At 70.0% G+C, this 21,589-nt stretch carries 14 protein-coding genes; 9 read left to right on the forward strand and 5 right to left on the reverse strand.

The features are described from left to right. Positions 1 to 268 precede the first annotated feature (268 nt). The gene (locus tag C8261_RS08580) at positions 269 to 811 is read left to right on the forward strand and encodes a gamma carbonic anhydrase family protein (protein WP_107493272.1); all 543 of its coding nucleotides are present in this window, start codon (positions 269 to 271) and stop codon (positions 809 to 811) included. Next, positions 808 to 1,308, forward strand: a complete 501-nt coding sequence (locus tag C8261_RS08585) for a GNAT family N-acetyltransferase (RefSeq protein ID WP_107493273.1) — start codon at positions 808 to 810, stop codon at positions 1,306 to 1,308. Before C8261_RS08580 ends, C8261_RS08585 begins: the two co-directional genes overlap by 4 nt. A gap of 308 nt (positions 1,309 to 1,616) precedes the next feature. On the opposite strand, the gene C8261_RS08590 is transcribed toward C8261_RS08585, so the two are convergent. From C8261_RS08590 to C8261_RS08605, 4 genes are all read right to left on the reverse strand, one after another. Further along, positions 1,617 to 3,227 carry a methyl-accepting chemotaxis protein gene (locus C8261_RS08590; RefSeq protein ID WP_235864874.1) on the reverse strand — a complete coding sequence of 537 codons (1,611 nt, stop codon included), beginning with the start codon at positions 3,225 to 3,227 and terminating at the stop codon, positions 1,617 to 1,619. Between the two features lie 442 nt (positions 3,228 to 3,669). Next, positions 3,670 to 5,880 (reverse strand): patatin-like phospholipase family protein, encoded by a 2,211-nt coding sequence (locus C8261_RS08595; protein ID WP_107493275.1) that lies wholly within the window; start codon positions 5,878 to 5,880, stop codon positions 3,670 to 3,672. After that, on the reverse strand, positions 5,880 to 7,052 hold the full coding sequence (locus tag C8261_RS08600) for a hypothetical protein (protein WP_107493276.1): 1,173 nt from the start codon (positions 7,050 to 7,052) through the stop codon (positions 5,880 to 5,882). The genes C8261_RS08595 and C8261_RS08600 overlap by 1 nt, the downstream gene beginning before the upstream one ends. Positions 7,053 to 7,176: 124 nt before the next feature. After that, positions 7,177 to 8,163 (reverse strand): glucokinase, encoded by a 987-nt coding sequence (locus tag C8261_RS08605; protein ID WP_107493277.1) that lies wholly within the window; start codon positions 8,161 to 8,163, stop codon positions 7,177 to 7,179. A gap of 152 nt (positions 8,164 to 8,315) precedes the next feature. Between C8261_RS08605 and C8261_RS17745 the strand changes: the two genes are divergently transcribed. Beyond that, positions 8,316 to 8,573, forward strand: a complete 258-nt coding sequence (locus C8261_RS17745; protein WP_107493278.1) for a DUF2934 domain-containing protein — start codon at positions 8,316 to 8,318, stop codon at positions 8,571 to 8,573. Between the two features lie 5 nt (positions 8,574 to 8,578). Here C8261_RS17745 and glgB read toward each other — a convergent pair whose 3' ends face one another. After that, entirely contained in the window at positions 8,579 to 10,729 is a 2,151-nt protein-coding gene (gene glgB, locus C8261_RS08615; RefSeq protein ID WP_219905167.1) for a 1,4-alpha-glucan branching protein GlgB, read from the reverse strand. Between the two features lie 89 nt (positions 10,730 to 10,818). On the opposite strand from glgB, the gene glgC reads away from it, so the two are divergent. From glgC to malQ, 6 genes are read left to right on the forward strand one after another with little or no spacing between them, the layout of a single operon-like run. Further along, positions 10,819 to 12,078 carry a glucose-1-phosphate adenylyltransferase gene (gene glgC / locus C8261_RS08620; RefSeq protein WP_107493280.1) on the forward strand — a complete coding sequence of 420 codons (1,260 nt, stop codon included), beginning with the start codon at positions 10,819 to 10,821 and terminating at the stop codon, positions 12,076 to 12,078. After that, on the forward strand, positions 12,075 to 13,763 hold the full coding sequence (locus tag C8261_RS08625) for a glycoside hydrolase family 57 protein (protein WP_107493281.1): 1,689 nt from the start codon (positions 12,075 to 12,077) through the stop codon (positions 13,761 to 13,763). The genes glgC and C8261_RS08625 overlap by 4 nt, the downstream gene beginning before the upstream one ends. Before the next feature lie 15 nt (positions 13,764 to 13,778). Further along, on the forward strand, positions 13,779 to 16,325 hold the full coding sequence (glgP, locus tag C8261_RS08630) for an alpha-glucan family phosphorylase (RefSeq protein WP_107493282.1): 2,547 nt from the start codon (positions 13,779 to 13,781) through the stop codon (positions 16,323 to 16,325). Positions 16,326 to 16,350: 25 nt separating this feature from the next. Then, a complete protein-coding gene (pgi, locus tag C8261_RS08635; RefSeq protein WP_107493283.1) occupies positions 16,351 to 17,931 on the forward strand; it encodes a glucose-6-phosphate isomerase in 1,581 nt (526 codons plus the stop codon). After that, complete coding sequence (gene glgA, locus C8261_RS08640) at positions 17,928 to 19,370, forward strand: glycogen synthase GlgA (RefSeq protein ID WP_107493284.1); 1,443 nt, start codon at positions 17,928 to 17,930, stop codon at positions 19,368 to 19,370. The genes pgi and glgA overlap by 4 nt, the downstream gene beginning before the upstream one ends. 8 nt (positions 19,371 to 19,378) lie before the next feature. Further along, on the forward strand, positions 19,379 to 21,478 hold the full coding sequence (malQ, locus tag C8261_RS08645; protein WP_107493285.1) for a 4-alpha-glucanotransferase: 2,100 nt from the start codon (positions 19,379 to 19,381) through the stop codon (positions 21,476 to 21,478). The last annotated feature ends 111 nt before the right edge of the window (positions 21,479 to 21,589 follow it).

A 21,589-nucleotide genomic window follows, 5' to 3' on the forward strand; every position in this document is an offset into this window, starting at 1 on the left:
TACCGACCACCGCCGCCCTGGTCTGCCTGGCCAGACGATTGCTGCGCACGGCGTTCGCCCTGTTCCGCACTCAAACGCAGTTCGACCCAGACAGGCTCTCTCGTGCTTGACCAGAACCATAGAATCTTGGGGCGAACGGAGTACCCGTTTCCTGCGTCCGCTTTGCCACGCCCACGGCGGGGCTTACCTCGCTCAGGGCGAACGGAATAGCGTATTTCGTTGCCGGGTTAATAGAATCGAGCTTTCCAGCAGATCAGGAGCCTCCACCGTGGCGATTCGCAAGTACCAGCAACACCTCCCGCAACTGGGCGAGCGCGTCTTCGTCGACGCTTCTGCGGTGGTGATTGGTGATGTCGAATTGGGCGAGGACAGTTCGGTGTGGCCGATGACCGTGATCCGTGGCGACATGCACCGCATCCGCATCGGTGCGCGCACCAGCGTGCAGGACGGCAGCGTGCTGCACGTCACCCACGCCGGACCGTTCAACCCGGACGGCTTTCCGCTGATCATCGGCGATGAGGTGACGATCGGCCACAAGGTCACCCTGCATGGCTGCACCCTCGGCAACCGGATTCTGGTCGGCATGGGCAGCATCGTCATGGACGGCGCGGTGGTCGAGGACGAGGTGATAATTGGTGCCGGAAGCCTGGTACCGCCGGGCAAACGCCTGGAAAGCGGCTACCTGTACGTCGGCAGCCCGGTGAAACAGGCGCGCCCGTTGACCGACAAGGAACGCAACTTCTTCAGCTACACGGCGGGTAACTACGTGAAGATCAAGGATCAGCACCTGGCAGAGGGTTCTCAACTGTGAGCGGCGAGCCGATCATCCGCCCCATCGAGGTGGCCGACTTCGACCAGACCTGGCCGATCATCCGTGACGTGGTGCGGGCGCAGGAAACCTATGCCTTCGATCCCGGCATGGATCGCGACACGGCCTGGAAGCTCTGGGTCGAACTGCCGCGCGCCACCTTCGTTGCCGAACTGGACGGGCAGATTCTCGGCACCTACTACATCAAGGCCAACGCTGCCGGGCCGGGCGATCATGTATGCAATTGCGGCTACATGACCGCACCCGCCGCCCGTGGCCGTGGCATCGCCAGCCGGCTCTGCGTCCATTCTCTGGAGATGGCACGCGAACTGGGCTTCAGCGCCATGCAGTTCAACAGCGTAGTGGCCACCAACACCGTTGCCGTTGCGTTGTGGCAAAAGCACGGCTTCGCCATCGTCGGCACCCTGCCAGGGGCCTACCGCCATGCGCGGCACGGGCTGGTGGATTGCCATGTGATGTTTCGTAGCTTGCTTGACTGAGAGATGTACGGCAGCAACTGCGCCTGCGCGTAACCCGAGCGAATGAGCAGGCACCACATCCGTTCGGGCTGAGCGAAGCAAGCCCCGCCGCGGCGTGGCCGAGCAAACGCAGGAAACGGGTACTCCGTTCGCCCTGAGCCCGTCAAAGGGCACTTGATGGCAGTGTCTTCGAACAGGCTTCGACGAGCTCAGGGCGGGCGGGAGAGCCTGTTTCACAGACTCGCCTTGCCACGCCCCCGGTGTGCGAACGGTTGCGGCTGTCTCCTGAGGGGGATGGGCGCCACGCTCGGAACGGCGCCCATCCCCTTTCAGTAACGGAACCTGGCAATCGTGCGATTCAGGTCCTCGGCAATGCTCTCCAGTGCGCGCGCGGAGTCGGCGGTGCTCATCACCGTGGCGCTGGTCTCCTCGACCATCTGTGCCACGCTTTCGACCTGCTGGGCAATCGCCGTGCTGGCGGTGCTCTGTTCGTGGGTCGCCAGGGCCACGTCCTTCGCGCGTTCAAGCGTCTCGACCGCGCCGTTGCGGATCAGGTCCAGCGAGCCGGCGGCATTGCGCGTCAATGCCACCCCGTTCTCGACCAGCGGCAGGGCGGCGTCCATGGCTTCGATCGCGCCCCCCGTCTCGCCCTGCATGGCCTTGACCATTTCGTCGATCTTCACCGTCGCCAACGCCGTGCGCTCGGCCAGGCCGCGCACTTCATCGGCCACCACCGCAAAGCCACGGCCCTGTTCCCCAGCGCGGGCCGCCTCGATGGCGGCATTGAGAGCGAGCAGATTGGTCTGGGCGGCGATTTCCTTGATGACGTTGGTAATCGACGATATTTCATCCGCCCGCCCGCCCAGGAGTCGAATCCGTTGTGCCGCCGAGCTCACGCTCTCGGCGATGCGGCTGATCTCTTCGGCAGCGCTGCGCACGGTGCCAGCCCCTTCCTCTGCGCGGGCCACCGCCTGATCGGAGTTGCTCTCGGTTTCCCTGGCGCTGTCGGAGATGTGGTTGACGCTGACGGTGAGTTCCTCGATCGCCGCGGCCATTGCGGCGGTGGCGTCCGACTGGGTGCGCGAGGCCAGCGCAACCTGACCGGCCGCTTCGGAGATGTGCTTGGCGCTGTCGCCCAGCGTGCGCGCAGTGCCACCCAGCCCACGCATGATGTCGCGCAGGCCACTCAGCATGTGCCCGAGGGACGAGAGCATGCTGCCCGCCGGAGGCTCGCCGAGATCGACCGTCAGGTCACCCCCGCTGGCGCGTTCCATGAGAACCATCACACTGGCCGGCTCGCCGCCGATCTGCCTGAGTATGGTGCGCGCAATCGCCCACACCAGGCCACCGACGACGGACAGCGCGAGGGCAATGACCACGGTAACCTTGAGCAGCTGTTGTTTGAATACCGCATCCAGGTCGTCGATGTAGAGCCCGGTACCGATTACCCAGTCCCATGGGGCAAACAGGGCCAGATGCTGCAGCTTTTCGACCTGTTCGTCGCTGCCGGGCTTGGGCGTCAGCGTGCTGGTGAAGCCATCGCCCTGCACCGCTGCCGCAACCAGGTTGCGAACGGTATGGCGCCCGGAACGATCCTGCCGGTCTGCATGACTGACCCCTTCGTATTCCGGACGGATGGGATGGACCACCCCCATGTAGGCGCGGTCATACACGTAGTAGTACTCGTTGCCGAGATAGCGCAGGCTGCGCAGCACCTTCTTTGCTTCGTCCTGCGCTTGCGCCCGGCTCAGCTCGCCGCGCTGCTCACGCTCGTGAAAACCGGCCGCAGCAGTGCGGGCGATATCGATCGCCGCGCGCAGGGTGGCCTTGCGGTCTTCCAGCAGCTGCGCTTTCAGGTGCGAAACCTGAAATGCAGCCAGCACCAGCATTCCCAGCATCGCTGCAACCACCGAGAGCAGCAGACGCCCTCTCAGGCTCATTGATCCCAACATGGCCGCCCCTCCAGATCTGGTCAGTTTTTATTACAGCCAACGCCCATTGCGGAGACGTTTGCCGCAGCTCCCGTGAGTTAGTTCTAGCAGGCATACCCATGTTGACGCCAGCCTAGCAGCCTGTCGGACTTGAGACTGATCTGCTGCGCCAGTGGGAGAAGCGCTCCATATCCGACCGCTTTCTCGTTGCATAGAACCACTATGCGCCTCGACAACGGCCGAATCTGGCCTCGCTTTCCCACTCGGCTCGCGACGATCGCTCAAGCCCGACAGACTGCTAGACAGCTATCCGCGCAACTGAAGGCATCTATCGGCAGGAAGGTGGATCAACTTTAGGGCCGGCTGGCGACTGCTCCCCCCGCCCGCCGGGGGCGGGCGATGCCACAGGCCAGTATGCAGGCCGAAGATGACAAGCCGACAGGCGGAAGCCTCAGTACGGCTGCCCGAAGAGCAGGTAGTAGCGCGGCTCCCCCACCCGCGAGGCGTAGGCGACGCCGAGGTAGAGCGGGCCGAGCACGGTGTCGGCGCCGAGGAACAGCGCCAGCGAACTGCGGTTGCCGGGCGAGGGGCGGTCGAGGGCGTAGTTGCGCAGCGCGGCCCATTCCACCGTGCCGCCGAGGTAGACCCCGCGGCCAATCATCTCCGGCAGGGTGTTGATGCGGCGGTAATAGGACAGGCTGCCCAGCGCCACCTGGTCGGCGGCCAGTTCGCCGTAGCGGTAGCCGGACAGGCGGAACAGCCCGCCCAGGGTGTAACGCCCGGCGGCGGGCAGTTCGCGGTCCGGGCTGCCGGCGAGGAGGAAGTTGACGAGGACGCTGTGCGGCCCCGATGAGGCCGCCCAGATGGCGTCGAAGGCGGCGTAGCGGTAGTCGAGATCGCTGCCGAAACGGGCGTCGTGCCATTCGCCGAGCACGCTGGCGCTGTAGCCGCGGCGCGGGAAGAAGGGACTGTCGAGGCGGTCGATCACCGCCGCCAGGCGCAGCTTGCCATGCTCGGTGCGCTGGCGCGGATAGACGTCTGCGCCGCTGACCACCTCGCCCTTTTCGCGCCCGCGGTGCCAGCCCAGGCGCAGTTCGCCCCACTCTCCCAGCTCGTAGCCGAGATCGACACCGGCGGTGCCCTCGCGCACGCGGAAGTCGGCAAGCTTGCGGCCGTCCTGATACACCGGCACGGTGCGGCTGCCGACCTGCAGCACGGGGGCGACGAACCACGAACTGCGCAGCCCGAGGGGCTGATAGAGCTCGCCGCGCAGGCGGTTGCTGGTACCGAGGTGGAGATCGAGATTGAGGCGGCCGTCCCAGGGGTTTATCCAGCGCCGCGACAGTCCGGCGTAGAGGCCGACCGCGCCGTCGCCTTCGAAGTCGGCGGCAAACCCGCCGCCGAAGCGCAGGTAGTTGGGCCCCCAGGACTTTTCCACCGCCTCCACCTTGAGGCGGCCGTAAGCGCCATCGCGCTCGACGCGGTAGCGCAGGCGTTCGAAGTCGCCGCCGGCGTAGAGGCGTTCGAGGTCGTTTTCCAGGCGCCGGCTGTCGAGCGCCACGCCGGTGCGCTGACGCAGGCCGGCCAGTACGCCGTGCTCGGGGACGTAGCGCAGGCCTTCGACCTCGACCGCGGTGATGATCGGCGCCGGGCGCCGCAGGCGGGTCTGGCGCTGGGCCTGCCAGCGCGCGTAGCTGTCGGCATCGACGGCAAAGCGCGCGAGTTGATCGGCGGCCGCACGTGCGGCCCGCTCGCCGAGCGGGATGGTCTCCAGCACGCGGCCGAAGTCGCGCGAGCTGATGTCGCCGAGCTCCACTTCCACCAGCGCGTCGCCGGCGCCGAGGCGACCGAGCTGCTGCTGGACGTTCTGCTCCAGGGCAAGGTTGATGGCCTGCAGGACGATGTCGGTGGCGGTGGTGAGGCGTTCGCGGCTGAGCGGCGGCGTGCCGAGATTGACCGCGATGACGTGCTCGCCGCACAGCTCGCGGCCGACATCGACGGGCAGATTCATCACCAGGCCACCATCGACGAGCAGGCGGCCGTCGTGCTCAATGGGCAGAAACACCCCCGGCACCGCCATGCTGGCGCGCATCGCGCGCCACAGCGGGCCGCCGTTCATCACCACCATCGCGCCGCTTTCCAGATCGGTGGCGATGGCGCGAAAGGGCAGCGCCAGGGTGTCGAAGCTGCTGCGCGACTCGGCATCGCCGGCAAGCCCGGTAAGAAAGCGGTCGAGCTGCTGGCCGGCGATGGCGCTGAGCGGCAGCAGGAAGCCCTCGGGCCCGTAGCCCATGGTGATCGCCGAGCGGTTGCCGGCCGCATCGAGCTTCTCGCGGAAGGGCTGGCGGTCGCGCGGCAGGGTGTTGAGGAACATCTCGTCCCAGTCGGCCTCGCGTACGCGGCGCTCCATCTCCTCCACGGAGAGGCCGGAGGCGTAGGCGCCGCCGACGATGGCGCCCATGCTGGTGCCGACCACGCAGTCGACCGGCACGCGCAGCTCTTCGAGCACCTTCAGCACGCCGAGGTGAGCCACCCCGCGCGCACCGCCGCCAGAGAGCACCAGCGCCACGCCGCGCACCTCCGTCCCGGCCGTCGCGGCGGCCACCGGCAGCGCCGCCAGCGCGCCCAGCGCCAGCGCCGTCAACAACGCAGCGACACGCATCAGGGAGTCATCCTGCGCAGCACCCGCTCGGCACTGTCGGCCAGCGCGGCAAGCGCTTCGAGGCGCGCACGCTTGCCGCGCCCCTGCCCCCACAGCAACTGGCTGCCCGCCCCGGCAAGCAAACCCACCCACCACAGGTGCGCACCAGCCAGGGCCAGTCGGCTGGCGCCTGCGGAAAGGAGGATCTCCGCCGTGCGCGCACCGAAATCCTCGCTGCGCGCCTCCAGCGGACGCGAACGGTCGGCAAAGCTCGCCAGGGCGAGAAAGGCCAGCCCCGCCCGTCCGGTCAGCCAGGTACTGGCCGGCGCCCCTGCCGGCGCAGCGGCCACACCGCTGGCCGAAGCCAGCACCGCCTCCACCGCTGCGGCATCGAGCGTGCCCTCGCGCGCCTGCTCGGCAATCGCGCGCAGCAGCAGCTCGGCAGCCAGCTCCGCCACCGGCGCCGGCGCAATGTCGTCATGGCGGGCAAGCGCCGCCTCCAGATGGGCGAGGGACTCCTCCGCGCGCGCCTGCAGCGCCGCGGCCGGCAGACCGGCACCATCCTCCACCACCAGTGCACCGGCGGCGAAGCGGGCGCAATGGCCGGCGGGCAGCTGGCCGCCGTTGAGCCAATCAACAAAGGCCGGCCGCAACCACTCCGTGCCGCCGCCATCGACCACCCGCGGCGGCACCGCGCGGCCACCACGCAGCTCGGCGTAACGCTGCGCCTGCGCGGCAATGCGCGCCGCCTGGGCGGCGAAATCGGCCTCGCTGAGGGCCGCGGCATCAAGGCTGGCACCAACGGTGCCAACCACGGCGCCGAAGGCGCCCCCCACTGCCGCACCCAGCGGCGCCGCCAACGTCTGCGCCCCCGCCAGCCCGGTCGCCGCGCGCCCCAGCGCCGTGCCGGAGCCCTGCAGTACGCGCGCGCCCAAGCCGCCGCCTTGCTCGCCACGCCCGTGCGCATTCTGGTCGAGGGCGCGGGCCGCAGCGCTGAGACCGCAGGCGGTATCACCAAGCGCCCGCGCCGCCACCCGCGCCGCCTCACCCACGCCATCGGCAACCGCCTCCTGCACCGCCCCCTTGCGACGGCCGAGTTCGTGCGCACCGCTGGCTGCGGCGTTCAACGAAGTCTTCAGCAACTGGCGGGCCAGCCTGCCGGCACGGCGGGCCTTGTCGGGGAGATCGGACATGGATTCAGGTTAACGGGGCATTCAGGTCAACAACGGGCGCGCACTCGGGCACACCATTCTGCCGTGGGACAACGCGGACAGCGGAACGATCACTGCCGGATGCCGCGGCCGGGCACTGGTGGGATTATCCACCACCCTCTCCGCGCTCGCAGGCTTGCATTTCTCGCCGCAGCGCCAGCGCCGCGCCCTTGAGCCCCAGCCAGGGATCCTTGACCAGACTCACCGGCAATGCCGCCATCCACGCCGCGAAGCGGCCCTTGTCGGCAAAGGCGGTGCAGAAGGTGGCGGCATCGAGGAGTTCGCCCAGCTGCGGGGCGATGCCGCCGGCGACATGGACGCCGCCGCGTGCACCGGTGGCGAGCGCCAGATCGCCGGTGACCTGGCCGAGAAGTTCGACGAACAGGGCGACCGCCGCCGCGGCCGCGCTGTCGCCGGCGCGGGCGGCGGCAACCACCCCGGCGGCGTCGGGCGCGGGGCCCGGCCGCTGGTCATGGCGTTCGCGGCAGAAGGCGTGAAGGGCCTCGATGCCGGCCCCCGAGAGCAGGCGTTCCACCGAGACCCGCCCGTGGCGGGCACGCATGAAGGCGAGCAGCTCGTCCTGCACGGCATTGCGCGGGGCGAAGGCGATGTGGCCACCCTCGGTGCTGCAGGCCTGCACGGTGCCGTCGTCATGCACGGCGCCAAAGGCGACGCCGAAGCCGGTACCGGCACCGACCAGCAGACGCAGCCCGGCGGCGTTGGCGGCGCCACGCTGGAGCACGCGCACACCGTCATCGCAGAGGGTGTCGACACCGTACACCGCGGCCTCGAAATCGTTGAACAGGCGCAGCGCGCTGCAGCGGTAGCGGGCCTGCAGCGTCGCGGCGCAGATGTCCCAGCCACGGTTGGTGAGCTGCACGCGCCCGTCGCCGACGGGCCCAGCCACGGCGAGCGCCACTGGCAGCCCGGCGAGATGGGCGCCGCCATAGGCATCGAGCACGGCCTCGAAGCTGGGGAAGTCGGCGTTGCGGAAGCTGCGCAAGGCGCTCAATGCGCAGGCGCCGCTGGCGTCGACGGCGACCAGCGCGAGACGGCTGTTGGTGCCGCCGATGTCGCCGGCCAGCACCTTCATGCGCCACCCCGCCGGCAACGCGGGCAACGCCGGCAGGCGGCAGCAAAAACCGTCCTTGCCGCCGGGCCATTCGTCTGCTGCAATGAAGCGGTACGCAGAAGCCGGCAGCGGATCCGCCAGCCGGCCCCTTTCAGCCACCGAGGAGGAAAACCATGGTCAGCAAGTCCGCCGCCGCCAAACCGTCCGCCCCCCCCGCAGCCCCCGCCGCTAAGCCGCGCGCGCGCAAGCGCAGCAACGCCGCAGCCGGCACGCTCAACGCCGAGCAGCGCAGCCACTACGTCGAGGTGGCGGCCTACTACATTGCCGAACGGCGCAACTTCACCCCCGGCGACCCGATGGCGGACTGGCTGGAGGCCGAAGCGGAGATCGACCGCCTGCTCTCCAGCGGGCACTTCGGTACGGCTCACTAGATCGTTCAGCACGGCTGCAGTACCACCGCGGCCAGCGGCGGCAGGGTCAGCACGAGACTGTGCGGCCACTGCTGCGAGCGCTCGGCGGTCGCCTGCACCTGACCGCCGTTACCGACGTCGCTGCCGCCGTAGTGGTGCGAATCGGTGTTCAGGCGTTCAGCGTAGGCGCCGGCCTGGGGCACGCCGATGCGGTAGTGCGGGCGCGGCACCGGGGTGAAGTTGCAGATCACCACGACGCAGCCGCCGCTGCGGTCGCGGCGCAGCCAGCTGAGCACCGATTGTTCGGCATCGTGACAGTCGATCCACTCGAAACCGCCGGCGTCGAAATCGAGCTCGTGGAGGGCGGGGATCTGCCGATGGCAGCGATTGAGATCCCCGACCAGGCGGGCGATGCCGGCATGGCGGGGGTCGTCGCCGAGCGCCCAGGGCAGGCTCTCGCCGGCACGCCACTCCCACGGCTGGCCGAACTCGCCGCCCATGAAGAGCAGCTTCTTGCCCGCGCTGAGGTACTGGTAGGCAAGCAGCAGACGCAGGCCGGCGCGGCGCTGCCAGTCGTCGCCGGGCATCTTGCCAAGCAGCGAGCCCTTGCCATGCACCACTTCGTCGTGCGACAGCGGCAGCACGAAGTTCTCGCTGTAGGCGTAGAGCTGTCCGAAGGTCAGGCGCTCGTGGTGATAGCGGCGGTGTACGGGGTCGCGCTGCAGGTAGTCGAGGGTGTCGTTCATCCACCCCATGTTCCACTTCATCGAGAACCCCAGCCCGCCCAGCCAGGTCGGCCGCGACACCATCGGCCAGGCGGTGGACTCCTCGGCAATGGTGAGGGCGCCGGGGAAGGCGCCGTGGACCATCTCGTTGAGTTCGCGCAGGAAGGCGATCGCCGCGAGGTTCTCGCGCCCGCCATGGACATTCGGCGTCCATTCGCCAGCGGCGCGCGAGTAGTCGAGGTAGAGCATGGAGGCCACGGCATCGACGCGCAGGCCGTCGACGTGGAACTCGCTCAGCCAGTAGTGCGCCGACGACAGCAGGAAGCTCTTCACCTCGTTGCGGTCGTAGTTGAACACCAACGTTCCCCAGTCGGGGTGGCGGGCCATGCGCGGGTCTTCGTGCTCGTACAGCGCGGTGCCATCGAAATGCGCCAGCGCCCAGTCGTCGGCGGGAAAGTGTCCGGGCACCCAGTCGAGGATGACGCCGATGCCGGCCTGATGCAGGCGGTCGATGAGGGCGCGCAGGTCGTCGGCGCTGCCGTAGCGGCTGGTGGCGGCGAAGAAGCCGGTGCACTGGTAACCCCACGATTCGTCCAGGGGGTGCTCCATCAGCGGCAGAAACTCTACGTGGGTGAAGCCCAGCGCACGCACGTGCTCGATCAACGGCGCGGCGATCTCGGCGTAGCTCAGGCAGCGCCCGTCGGCGTGGTGTCGCCAGCTGCCCAGGTGGAGCTCGTAGATGCTCATCGGCGCGTGCAGCCAGTCGGCCTGCGCGCGCGCCGCCATCCACGCCTGATCGCCCCACGCATGGGCCGGCGCGGCGGCGACGCACGACGCCGAGGCCGGGCGCAGTTCGGCGGCGCGCGCATATGGATCGGACTTCAGCAGCAAGGCGCCGCTGTCGCGGCTGCGGATCTCGAAGCGGTACAGCGCGCCGGCGCCGAGTGCGGGCACGAACAGTTCCCACACCCCGGAGGTGCCGAGGCTGGCGAGCGCATGGCGGCGCCCGTCCCAGTCGTTGAAGTCGCCGACCACCGAAACCCGGGCGGCATTCGGCGCCCACACGCGGAACAGCACACCGTCGCAGCCGTCGCGCCGGCAGGGGTGGGCCCCGAGCATGCGCCAGGCCTGCTGCAGCACTCCGGCGCCGAACAGGGCAAGCTCGTGCTGCGGCGGCTGCGGCGTGAAGGCATAGGCGTCGAGGCCCTCGTGGCCATCGACGCGCAGGCGCCACGGGCGCACCGGCGGCTGCGCGCCCTGCCATTCGAAAAGGCCACCGTCATGGACGCGGCTCATCGCCACCCAGGCGCCGTCGACCTGCAGCTCGACCCGCGCGGCATCGGCCCGCAGCACCCGCACACAGCAGCCCGCGGGGTGCGGATGAAGACCGAGGCAGGCAAACGGATCGTGCCCGCGCCCCTCGATCAGGGCCTGCAGTTGTTCGCTGGTCATCGACGGCCACCGCGCAGTGGAATGTCTGCGCATTCTAGCGCTACCATGCACGTCAACGCCGCCCCACCCCGCCACGGAGAGCGCCACGCATGAATCGGGACCACCTGACCCGTCAGACCTTCGGCATCGTGCTCGCCGGCGGCCGCGGCAGCCGCCTGCAGCAGCTCACCGACTGGCGCTGCAAGCCGGCGGTGCCGTTCGGCGGCAAATTCCGCATCATCGATTTCACGCTGTCGAACTGCGTGCATTCGGGCATTCGCCAGATCGGCGTGGCCACCCAGTACAAGGCGCAGAGCCTGATCCAGCACCTGCAGCGCGGCTGGAGCTTTCTCGACGGCCGCTTCCACGAGTTCATCGACATCCTGCCGGCGCAGCAGCAGCTCAACGAGAACTGGTACCAGGGCACCGCCGACGCGGTGATGCAGAACCTCGAGCTGATCCAGCGCAACCGCCCGCGCTACGTGCTGGTGCTGTCCGGCGACCACATCTACAAGATGAACTACCTGCGCATGCTCGAAGACCACGTCGACAGCGGCGCCGACCTTACCGTCGCCTGTATCGACGTGCCGCGCGCGGAGGCAACGGCATTCGGGGTGATGGACACCGACGAGCGCCGCCGGGTAACCGCCTTCGTCGAGAAACCGGCCGTACCGCCGGCGATGCCCGGCGACCCCGGGCGGGCGCTGGTGAGCATGGGCATCTATGTCTTCAATGCCGACTTCCTTGCCGATGCGCTGCACTTCGACCGCAGCTGCACCGGCTCGGAGCACGATTTCGGCCGCGACCTCATCCCCCGCCTGGTGCGCGACCACCACGTCAACGCCCACTACTTCCGCGACTCCTGCGTAGGCGCCGGCACCGGCCAGCCGCCCTACTGGCGCGATGTCGGTACCCTGGATGCCTACTGGGCGGCCAACATCGACCTCACCCAGGTGACCCCGGAGCTCAACCTCTATGACGAGGACTGGCCGATCTGGACCTACCAGCAGCAATTGCCACCGGCCAAGTTCGTCTTCGATTCCGACGGCCGCCGCGGCGTCGCCCTCGATTCGCTGGTCTCCGGCGGCGACATCATCAGCGGCGCCACGGTGCGCAGCAGCCTGCTGTTCTCCGCCGTGCATGTGCATAGCTATGCCGAGGTCGAGGCCTCGGTGATCCTCCCCGGGGTAGACATCGGCCGTGGCGCCCGCCTCAGGCGCGTGGTGGTGGACAAGCACTGCCACATCCCGCCGGGCATGGAGATCGGCTACGACCCCGAAGCCGATCGCCGGCGCTTCCACGTCAGTGCCGGCGGGGTCACCCTGGTGACTCCGGAGATGCTCGGCCAGCAGGTGCACCGCAGGCCATGAAGCCCGTCGATGTCGTCTTCCTGTGGCACATGCACCAGCCCGACTACCGCGATCACGGGGCCGGCGGCGAGTACCGCCTGCCGTGGGTGTACCTGCATGCCGTCAAGGACTACTGCGACATGGCGGCGCACCTCGAACGCCACCCTCATGTGCGCTGCGTGGTGAACTTCGTGCCGGTGCTGCTCGACCAGATCGACGACTACTGTGCGCAGTTCGCCAGCGGCCATTTCCGCGATCCCTTGCTGCGCCTGCTCGGCACTGCCGACCTCGACCACATCGACGACGCCGCGCGCGCCCTGCTCCTCGACACCTGCTTCAGCGCCAACCACGACCACATGCTGAAGCCCTTCCCGCACTACCTGCGCCTGCATCGCCTGCACCAGCTGGTGCGCGAGGACGGCCCGCCGGCCGACGACTATCTCTCCGGGGCCTACCTCGGCGACCTGCTGACCTGGTACCACCTCGCCTGGACCGGCGAGGCGGCACGGCGCAGCGATCCGCTCATCGCCCGCCTGATGAGCAAGGGCCAGGGCTTCAGCCACGCCGACCGCCTGGCGCTGCGCGCCGCCCTGGGCACCATGGTGGCCAGCGTCCTGCCGCGCTGGCGCGCGCTCGCCGCGCGCGGGCAGGTGGAACTCTCCGCCACCCCGCACACCCATCCGCTGGCCCCGCTGCTGCTCGACCTCCACTGCGCGCGTGAGGCCCTGCCCACCGCCCCCCTGCCGCTTGCCGAGGCCTACCCGGGCGGACGCAGCCGCGTCGAGGCGCAGATCGCCAGCGCCCGCGACGCCCACGCACGCCGCTTCGGCGCCCCGCCGCTGGGCCTGTGGCCGGCCGAAGGCGCGCTGTCGACGGCCTTTGCCGCGCAGCTCGCGGCCGCCGGTACGCGCTGGGCAGCAAGCGGCGAAGGGGTGCTGCGCAACAGCCTCGGCAATGCCGCCGACGCCAACGCGCCCTACCGCCCGTGGCAGCTTGCCGCCGCCCCCGGCCTGACCCTGTTCTTCCGCGACGACACTCTTTCCGACCGCATCGGCTTCGACTACGCGCGCTGGCACGGGCGCGACGCCGCCGCCGACCTGGTGAGCCGCATCGAGGCCATCGCCGCCGCAGCGGATGGCGCGCCGGCGCTGGTGAGCATCGTCCTCGACGGCGAGAACGCCTGGGAGACCTACCCCTACAATGGCTACTACTTCTTCGACGATCTCTACGGGCTGCTGCGCGAGCATCCGGCGATCCGCACCACCACCTACGCCGACGTGCTCGCCGACCCCGCCCACCGCCCCGCCGAGCTCCCCACCCTGGTCGCCGGCAGCTGGGTGTACGGGACGCTGTCCACGTGGATCGGCGAGGCGGCCAAGAACCGCGCCTGGGATCTGCTGTGTGCGGCCAAGAAGACCTTCGACCTGATCGCCTCCAGCGCCCGCCTCGACCCCGCGCAACTGGACGCCGCCACCCGCCAGCTCGCCGTGTGCGAGAGCTCCGACTGGTTCTGGTGGCTCAGCGACAGCGGCGCCGGCGAGGCCGCGGCGCGCTTTGACGCCCTTTTCCGCCACAACCTCGCCGAGCTCTACCGCTGCCTGCAGCTCGACCCCCCCGCCGTCCTCGCCCAGCCGCTGTGCGCCCCGGCCAGCACTGCCAGCACCGACGGCACCATGCGGCGCAGCACCGCCCCTGCCCAGCCCTGACCCGGAACCCTGCCGATGAAGCGCTTCGAGATCGAAGTCAATCCCCACATCCCGCCCCGCCTCGAGCGCCTGCAGGAGCTTGCCGGCAACCTCTGGTTCAGCTGGGACCGCCCCACCCGCGCCCTCTTCGCCCGTCTCTCGCCAGGGCTGTGGAGCGCCGTGCATCACAGCCCGAAGGCCTTCCTCAAGCGCATCGACCAGCAGCGCCTCGACGAGGCCGCCGAGGATCCGGTCTTCCTCGGCACCATGAAGCGCGTACTGGCGGCCTACGACGCCTACCACAACAATCCCGAGGTCGCCCAGCGCAACGGCAGCGAACTGGCTGCCGACGACCTGATCGCCTACTTCTGTGCCGAGTTCGGCTTTCATGAGAGCCTGCCGATCTACTCCGGCGGCCTCGGCATCCTCGCCGGCGACCACTGCAAGGGCGCCTCCGACCTGCGCCTGCCCTTCGTCGGAGTCGGCCTGCTCTACCGTCAGGGCTACTTCCGCCAGACCATAGACCGGGAAGGACGCCAGCACGCCCTGTTCTCCGCCAACGACTTCGAGGACATGCCCATCGAGCCGGTGCGCGCCGCCGACGGCAGCGAGCTCCACGTGCACGTCGAACTCCCCGGGCGCACCGTGCATGCCCGCCTGTGGCGCGCCCAGGTCGGCAACGTCAGCCTGGTGCTGCTCGACAGCGACATCGACGACAACAGCCCCGGCGACCGCAACATCACCCACCAGCTCTACGGCGGCGACCGCCGCATGCGCCTCGAACAGGAGATCCTCCTCGGCGTCGGCGGCGTGCGCGCGCTGCGCCTGCTCGGCCTGCAGCCGACGGTGTGGCACATCAACGAGGGCCATGCCGCATTCATGGTCATCGAACGCATCCGCGACTTCGTCGCCCAGGGCGCGGACTTCGCCACCGCCACCGAGGCCACCGCCGCCAACACCGTCTTCACCACCCATACCCCGGTGCCGGCCGGACACGACTACTTCGACCCGGCAATGATCCGCGACTACCTCGGCGGCTTCGCCGCCGAGCTCGGCGTGCCCGTCGACACCCTTGTCGCCCTCGGCCACAGCGGCGGCCGCCACGACTTCAACATGACCGCGCTGGCGGTGCGCGGCTCGCGCTTCCAGAACGGCGTCTCGCGCATCCACGGCAGCGTCTCGGCACGCATCTGCGCCGATCTGTGGCCGCAGATCGACCCCGCCGAGAACCCCCTCGACCACGTCACCAACGCCGTGCACGTACCCACCTTCCTGGCCACCGACTGGTACGAGACCTTCGACCGCTTCCTCGGCCTGGGCTGGCAGCACCGCCTCACCGAGCAGGAATGCTGGAACCGCGTACACGAGATCCCCGACCAGATCTTCTGGAGCGTGCGCCAGTCGCTGAAGGCCCAGCTGCTGTTCATGGTGCGCAACCGCATCCGCGCCCAGGTACTGCGCAACCAGGGCTCCGAGGCCCACATCGACCGCCTCCTGCGCCTTGCCGATCCGGCCAACCCGAACATCCTCACGGTGGGCTTCGCGCGCCGCTTCGCCACCTACAAGCGCGCCACCCTGCTGTTCCGCGACCTCGACTGGCTGCGCGAGATCATCGGCGACAGCCAGCGTCCGGTGCTCTTCCTCTTCGCCGGCAAGGCCCACCCTGCCGACGAACCCGGCCAGCAGCTGATCCGCGAAATCTCCCGCCTCACCCAGGAGCGCGGCCTGGAGGGTCAGGTGCTGCTGCTCGAAGACTACGACCTGCACGTCGCCCGCCGCCTCACCGCCGGCGTCGATGTATGGCTCAACACCCCGCTCTACCCCCTCGAAGCCTCGGGCACCTCGGGGATGAAGGCGGCCATCAATGGCACCCTCAACCTCTCGGTGCTCGATGGCTGGTGGGGCGAAGGTTACGACGGGCGCAATGGCTGGGCGATCAAGCCCGCCTCCGAATGCGAAACGCCGGAGCAGCGCGACCAGGAGGAAGCGCGCACGCTCTACGAACTGCTGCAGGACAGCGTGGTGCCGATGTACTACCGCAACGCCGCCGCCGGCTACTCGCCGGAGTGGGTGGCAATGGCCAAGCAGTCCATCGCCAGCATCCTGCCGCGCTTCAACATGAACCGCATGCTCGGCGAGTACACCGCCAAGTTCTACCAGCCCGCAGCCCGCCAGTGGCGCCGCCATGCCGCCGACGGCCTCGCCGGCGCGCGCACCCTGGCGGCGTGGAAGGCACGCGTGGCGGAAGCCTGGACAGGGGTGGCGGTGCGCGACATCGTCCGCCCGCAGGCACGGGTGCGCTATGGCGAAGCGCTGCGCTTCGAGGTCGCGGTGCGCCTCAACGGCCTCAGCCCGGAAGACGTCACCGTCGAGCTGGTGTTCTCGCGCCCCGGGGTGGATCCGCTGCACCGCCGGCGCAGCTTCATCCTCCTGCCGGCACAGGCGCTCGACGGCGGCGAGCACCTGTACGCCCTCGAGCTGACCCCCGAGCAATGCGGCAAGCTCGAATACCGCATCCGCGCCTACCCCTGCCACGCCCTGCTCACCCATCGCTTCGAGATGGGCCGGACGTTGTGGCTGTAAGACGAAATCGGGTATACATGCCCACATGACACTGACAACAACTCCCGAATGGCGTGAGCTCGCAACGCTCGCCGAGGCTCAACGCCACATCCACCTGCGCGAGCGCTTTGCCGCCGACCCGCAACGCTTCAGCCGCCACGCCATCCGCCACGGCGGCTTCCTGCTCGATTACTCCAAGCAGCGCCTCGACGACGCCGTGGTCGCCGCCCTGCATGCGCTCTGGCATGCCGCCGCAGTGCCTGCCTGGATCGCCCGCATGCGCGCCGGCGAAGCCATCAACCACACCGAAGGGCGCGCCGTGCGCCATGTCGACCTGCGCGCAGCGCAGCCGCCCGCCGAGGTCGCCGCCGTACTCGGACGCATGCAGGCATTCTGCGCACGCATTCACGACGGCAGCTGGCGCGGCGCCAGCGGCAAGCCCATCCGCGAGGTGGTCAACATCGGCATCGGCGGCTCCGACCTCGGCCCGCGCATGGCCACGCGCGCGCTCGCCGCGCACGCCCACCCCGGCCTGCGCGTACGCTTCGTCTCCAACATCGACGGCGCCGACCTCGCCACCGTGCTCGCCGACTGCGACCCCGCACAGACTCTCTTCATCGTCGTCAGCAAGACCTTCACCACCCAGGAAACCCTGCACAACGCCCGCTCCGCGCGCGCCTGGCTTACCGCCGCGCTGGGCGAGAACGCGGTGTCGCGGCATTTCGTCGCGGTGTCCACCAACCTGGAGGCCACCGCCGCCTTCGGCATCGCGGCGGAGAACGTCTTCGAGTTCTGGGACTGGGTGGGCGGGCGCTTCTCCTTGTGGTCGGCCGTCGGGCTGGCGCTGGCGCTGGCCATCGGCATGGACAACTTCCGCGCCCTGCTCGCCGGCGGCGCAGCGATGGACACGCACTTCTTCGACGCCCCGGTGCACACCAACCTGCCCGCCACCCTGGCCCTGCTGGAAGTGTGGAACACCAACTTCCTCGGTGCCCACAGCCGCGCCCTGCTGCCCTACAGCCAGTCGCTGGCGGAGCTGCCGCGCTACATCCAGCAGCTGGAGATGGAATCCAATGGCAAGCAGGTCGACCGCGCCGGCAAGCGCGTCGATCACGCCACCGCCCCCATCGTCTGGGGCGAAGCCGGCACCAATGGCCAGCACGCCTTCTACCAGCTCCTTCACCAGGGCGGCCGCCTGGTGCCGTGCGAGTTCATCGCCGTGCTGCGCCCGGACTTCGACCCCGGCGGCCACCATGACGCCCTGCTCGCCAACTGCCTTGCCCAGAGCGAGGCGCTGATGCGCGGTCGCACTGCCGACGAGGCGCCCGCCAGCACCAGCGCCGCACTCGCCCCCTACCAGGTCTTCGACGGCAACCAGCCGTCCACCACCCTGCTGCTGCCGCGACTCGATCCGCACACCCTGGGCCAGCTGATCGCGCTCTACGAACACAAGGTGTTCGCCCTCGGCGTGCTGTGGAATCTCAACGCCTTCGACCAGTGGGGGGTGGAATACGGCAAGGTGCTGGCCCGCCGCCTGCTGCCCATGCTCAGCGGCGAGGCCCCGGCCAGCGGCCTCGACAGCTCCACCGCCGGCCTGCTGGCGGCCTGCCTGGCCGCGCGGCGGTGAAGGTTCTCTTCGTCACCTCCGAGATCGCCCCCTGGGTCAAGACCGGCGGGCTTGCCGACGTCTCCGCCGCGCTGCCGGCGGCGCTGCGCGCAGCGGGCTGCGACGTGCGGGTGCTGGTGCCGGCCTACCCGGCGCTGCGAACGGCCTTTGCCGACGCCCCGATGCTCGCCGCCATCGCCGCGCCACGGCCGGGCATGCACGGCGCCGCCCTGCGCCTGGCGCACAGCCCCTCCGGAGTGCCGCTGTACCTGCTCGAATCGGCGCTGTGCTTCGAACGCGCCGGCAATCCCTACCTCGGCCCCGACGGCCGCGACTGGGGTGACAACGCCCTGCGCTTCGGCCTCCTCGGCCATGTCGCGGCACTGCTCGCCGATTCCGCCTCGCCACTGGACTGGCGCCCCGACATCCTGCACTGCAATGACTGGCAGAGCGCGCTGGCCCCTGCGCTGCTGCACTACCACGGCAGCAGCACACGCGCGGCAACGGTGATGACCGTGCACAACCTCGCCTTCCAGGGCCTCTTTGATGGCGCACTGCTGGCGCCACTGGGCCTGCCGGCGAGCGCCTGGCGCTTCGACGGGGTGGAGTTCCACGGCCGCCTGTCCTTCCTCAAGGCCGGCCTGCAGCACGCCGACGCACTCACCACGGTCAGCCCGACCTACGCCGCGGAGATCTGCACCCCCGCCCACGGCATGGGCCTCGACGGCCTGCTGCGCCACCGCGCCGCCGACCTGCACGGCATCGTCAACGGTATCGATACGCAGGAATGGAATCCGGCCACCGACCCCCACCTCGCCGCCCCTTACGACGCCGGCAGCATCGAACGCAAGGCGCTCAACCGCAGCGCCCTGCGCGCCGCCCTGGGGTTGCCTGACTGCCCCGCGACGCCGCTCATCGGCATGGTCAGCCGGCTCACCGGACAGAAGGGCGCCGATCTCGTCGCGGCCCTGCTCGCCGACCTCGACGACGCCCAGTTCGTCCTCCTCGGCAGCGGCGACGCCGCCCTCGAGGAGCTCTTCGGCACTCTCGCCGCCCGCCATCCGCAGCGCATCGCCGTGCGCATCGGCTTCGACGAGGCGCTCGCCCATCGCATCGAGGCCGGCGCCGATCTGTTCATGATGCCCTCGCGTTTCGAGCCCTGCGGCCTCAACCAGCTCTACAGCCTGCGCTACGGCACCCCGCCGCTGGTCCATGCCACCGGCGGCCTCGCCGACACGGTGATCGACGCCGCCGATGCGGAACGCGGCAACGGCTTCGTCTTCCGCACCCCCGGGCTCGCCGGACTCGCCGCGTGCACCCGCCGCGCGCTCGCCCTGTGGCGCGAGCAGCAGACGCTGTGGCGCCGCCTGCAGGAGCGCGGCATGCGTGCCGAGCACGGCTGGACAGCCTCCGCGCAGGCCTACCGGGCGCTCTACCGGACACTGCGCCAGCCGGCCTGAAGCGCCCCATGGATACCACCGCCGACCCCGCGCTGCTTGCCCAACTCGCTGCCCGCGCAGGCGTCATCACGGTGTATCACGACGTCGCCGGCACACGCCACGAGGCCAGCCCCGGCGCCCTCGCTGCCGTCCTCGCCGCGCTCGACCTCGACGCCAGCAGCGACGACGCCGTACGCGCCAGCCTGCGCACCCTCGACGACGACAACTGGGAAGTGCCGCTGCCACCCGCCAGCGTGCTCTGGCAGGGCGGCGCGTCCACGCTCGGCGTCGTGCGCGCGGCAGCGCTTGGCGGCGCGGCGCTGGCATGGCAGATCGAGCTCGAAGACGGCAGCCACCGCCGCGGGGCGATCGACGCTGCCGCAGTCATCGATGCCCGCGCCGGACAGGTGCGCGTCGCCCTCCCCCTGCCCGGCGACCTTCCCGCGGGCTACCACCGCCTGCACATCGACGGCGCCAGCGTCACCCTCATCGTCGCCCCCACACGGTGCTGGCTGCCCGCCGCCACACCGCAGGACGGGCGCTGCTGGGGGGTAGCCTGCCAGCTCTACGCCCTGCGCACCGCCGACGACTGGGGCATCGGCGATTTCGCCGCGCTCGCCGCACTCTGCGAGCACGCCGCCGGCCACGGTGCCGCGCTCGTCGGCATCAACCCGCTGCACGCCCTCTTCGCCGCCCGTGCCGAGGCCGCCAGCCCCTATTCACCGTCCTCGCGCCATTTCCTCAACCCGCTCTACATCGCCATCCCCACGGTCCCCGAGTTCGCCACCTGCACGGCCTTGCAGGAGCGCCTCCGCGACCCTGCCTGGCAGGCCGAACTGGCGCGCCTGCGCGCCCTTCCGGCGGTCGATTACAGCGCAGTCGGCGCGCTCAAGGAAAGCGCGCTGGCGCTGCTCTTCGCCACTTTCGAAGCCCTCCCGGCCACGCACCCGCGCCGCCGCGCCTACGACACCTTCTGCGCCGCAGGTGGCAGCGCACTGGCCAGCTTCGCCGCCTTCGAAGCCTGGCAGCTGCACCACCCCGACACTCCGCCGCCGCCAGCGCACGCCCTGCAGGACTTTGCCAGCAGCGCGGCAGCACTGTGCCGCCAGCGCGCCTGGCTGCAGTTCGAAGCCGACCGCCAGCTCGAAGCTGCCGCCGGCGCCTTGCGCGCGCAAGGGCACCCCGGCCTGTACCGCGACCTTGCCGTCGGCGCTGCCGCCGACGGCGCCGACCTGTGGATGCACCCGGAGCTCTTCTGCCGCGGTACCCGCATCGGCGCGCCCCCCGACCCCCTCGGCCCGCGCGGCCAGGACTGGGGTCTGCCGCCACTCAATCCGCGTCGCCTGCGCGCCCTCGCCTTCCGCCCGTGGATCGAGCTGCTGCGCGCCAACATGCGCCACGCCGGGGCGCTGCGCATCGACCACGTCATGGCCCTGCAGCAGCTGTTCTGGATTCCGCCCGCCCACGAAGCCGCCGACGGCCTCTACGTGCGCTATCCGTGCGACGAGCTGCTCGCCATCCTCTGCCTGGAAAGCCAGCGCCAGCGCTGCATGGTGATCGGTGAGGATCTCGGCACCGTGCCGGCGGGCTTCCGCGAGCGCATGGCCGCGGCCGGCGTGCTGTCCTACCGCCTGCTGTACTTCGAGCGCTGGGAAAGCGGGCTGTTCAAGCGCCCCGAGACCTATCCCGAACTCGCCGTAGCCACCCCCACCTCGCACGACGCCGCGCCGCTGGCGGGCTTCCTGCACGGCACCGACATCGCCCTGCGCCACGGCGCCGGTGCCCACACCCCGGGCAGCAGCGCCGAGGGCGACCGCGAAGCGCGCAGCCGCGACCTGCACATGCTCGCCGACGCCCTGCGTGACCAGGGGCTGCCGACCCCCGACGGCGACAGCACGGCCTTCATCGCCGCCTGCCACGCCTATCTGGCGCGCTCTCCGGCGATGGTGCTGATGCTCAACGCCGACGATCTCGCCGCCGAAACCCTGCCCGTCAACCTGCCCGGCACGGTGGATGAGTACCCCAACTGGCGCCGCCGTCTGCATATCGACGTCGCCGCCCTGTTCGCCAGCCCGGCCTTCCTCGCCAGCCTCGACGCCCTGCGCAGCAGCGCCCGCGCGGCACGCTGAAACCCTGCCGGCAGTGCAGCGCAGAGCCCGCGCGCTCTGCGCGCCCCCCTGATTTTGATACACATCATGGCCCGCCCTCCCGGCCAGTCAATACAGTGCGCCGAACCTCGC

The organism is Pseudothauera lacus, from assembly GCF_003034845.1.
In the GTDB taxonomy this organism is placed as follows: domain Bacteria; phylum Pseudomonadota; class Gammaproteobacteria; order Burkholderiales; family Rhodocyclaceae; genus Pseudothauera; species Pseudothauera lacus.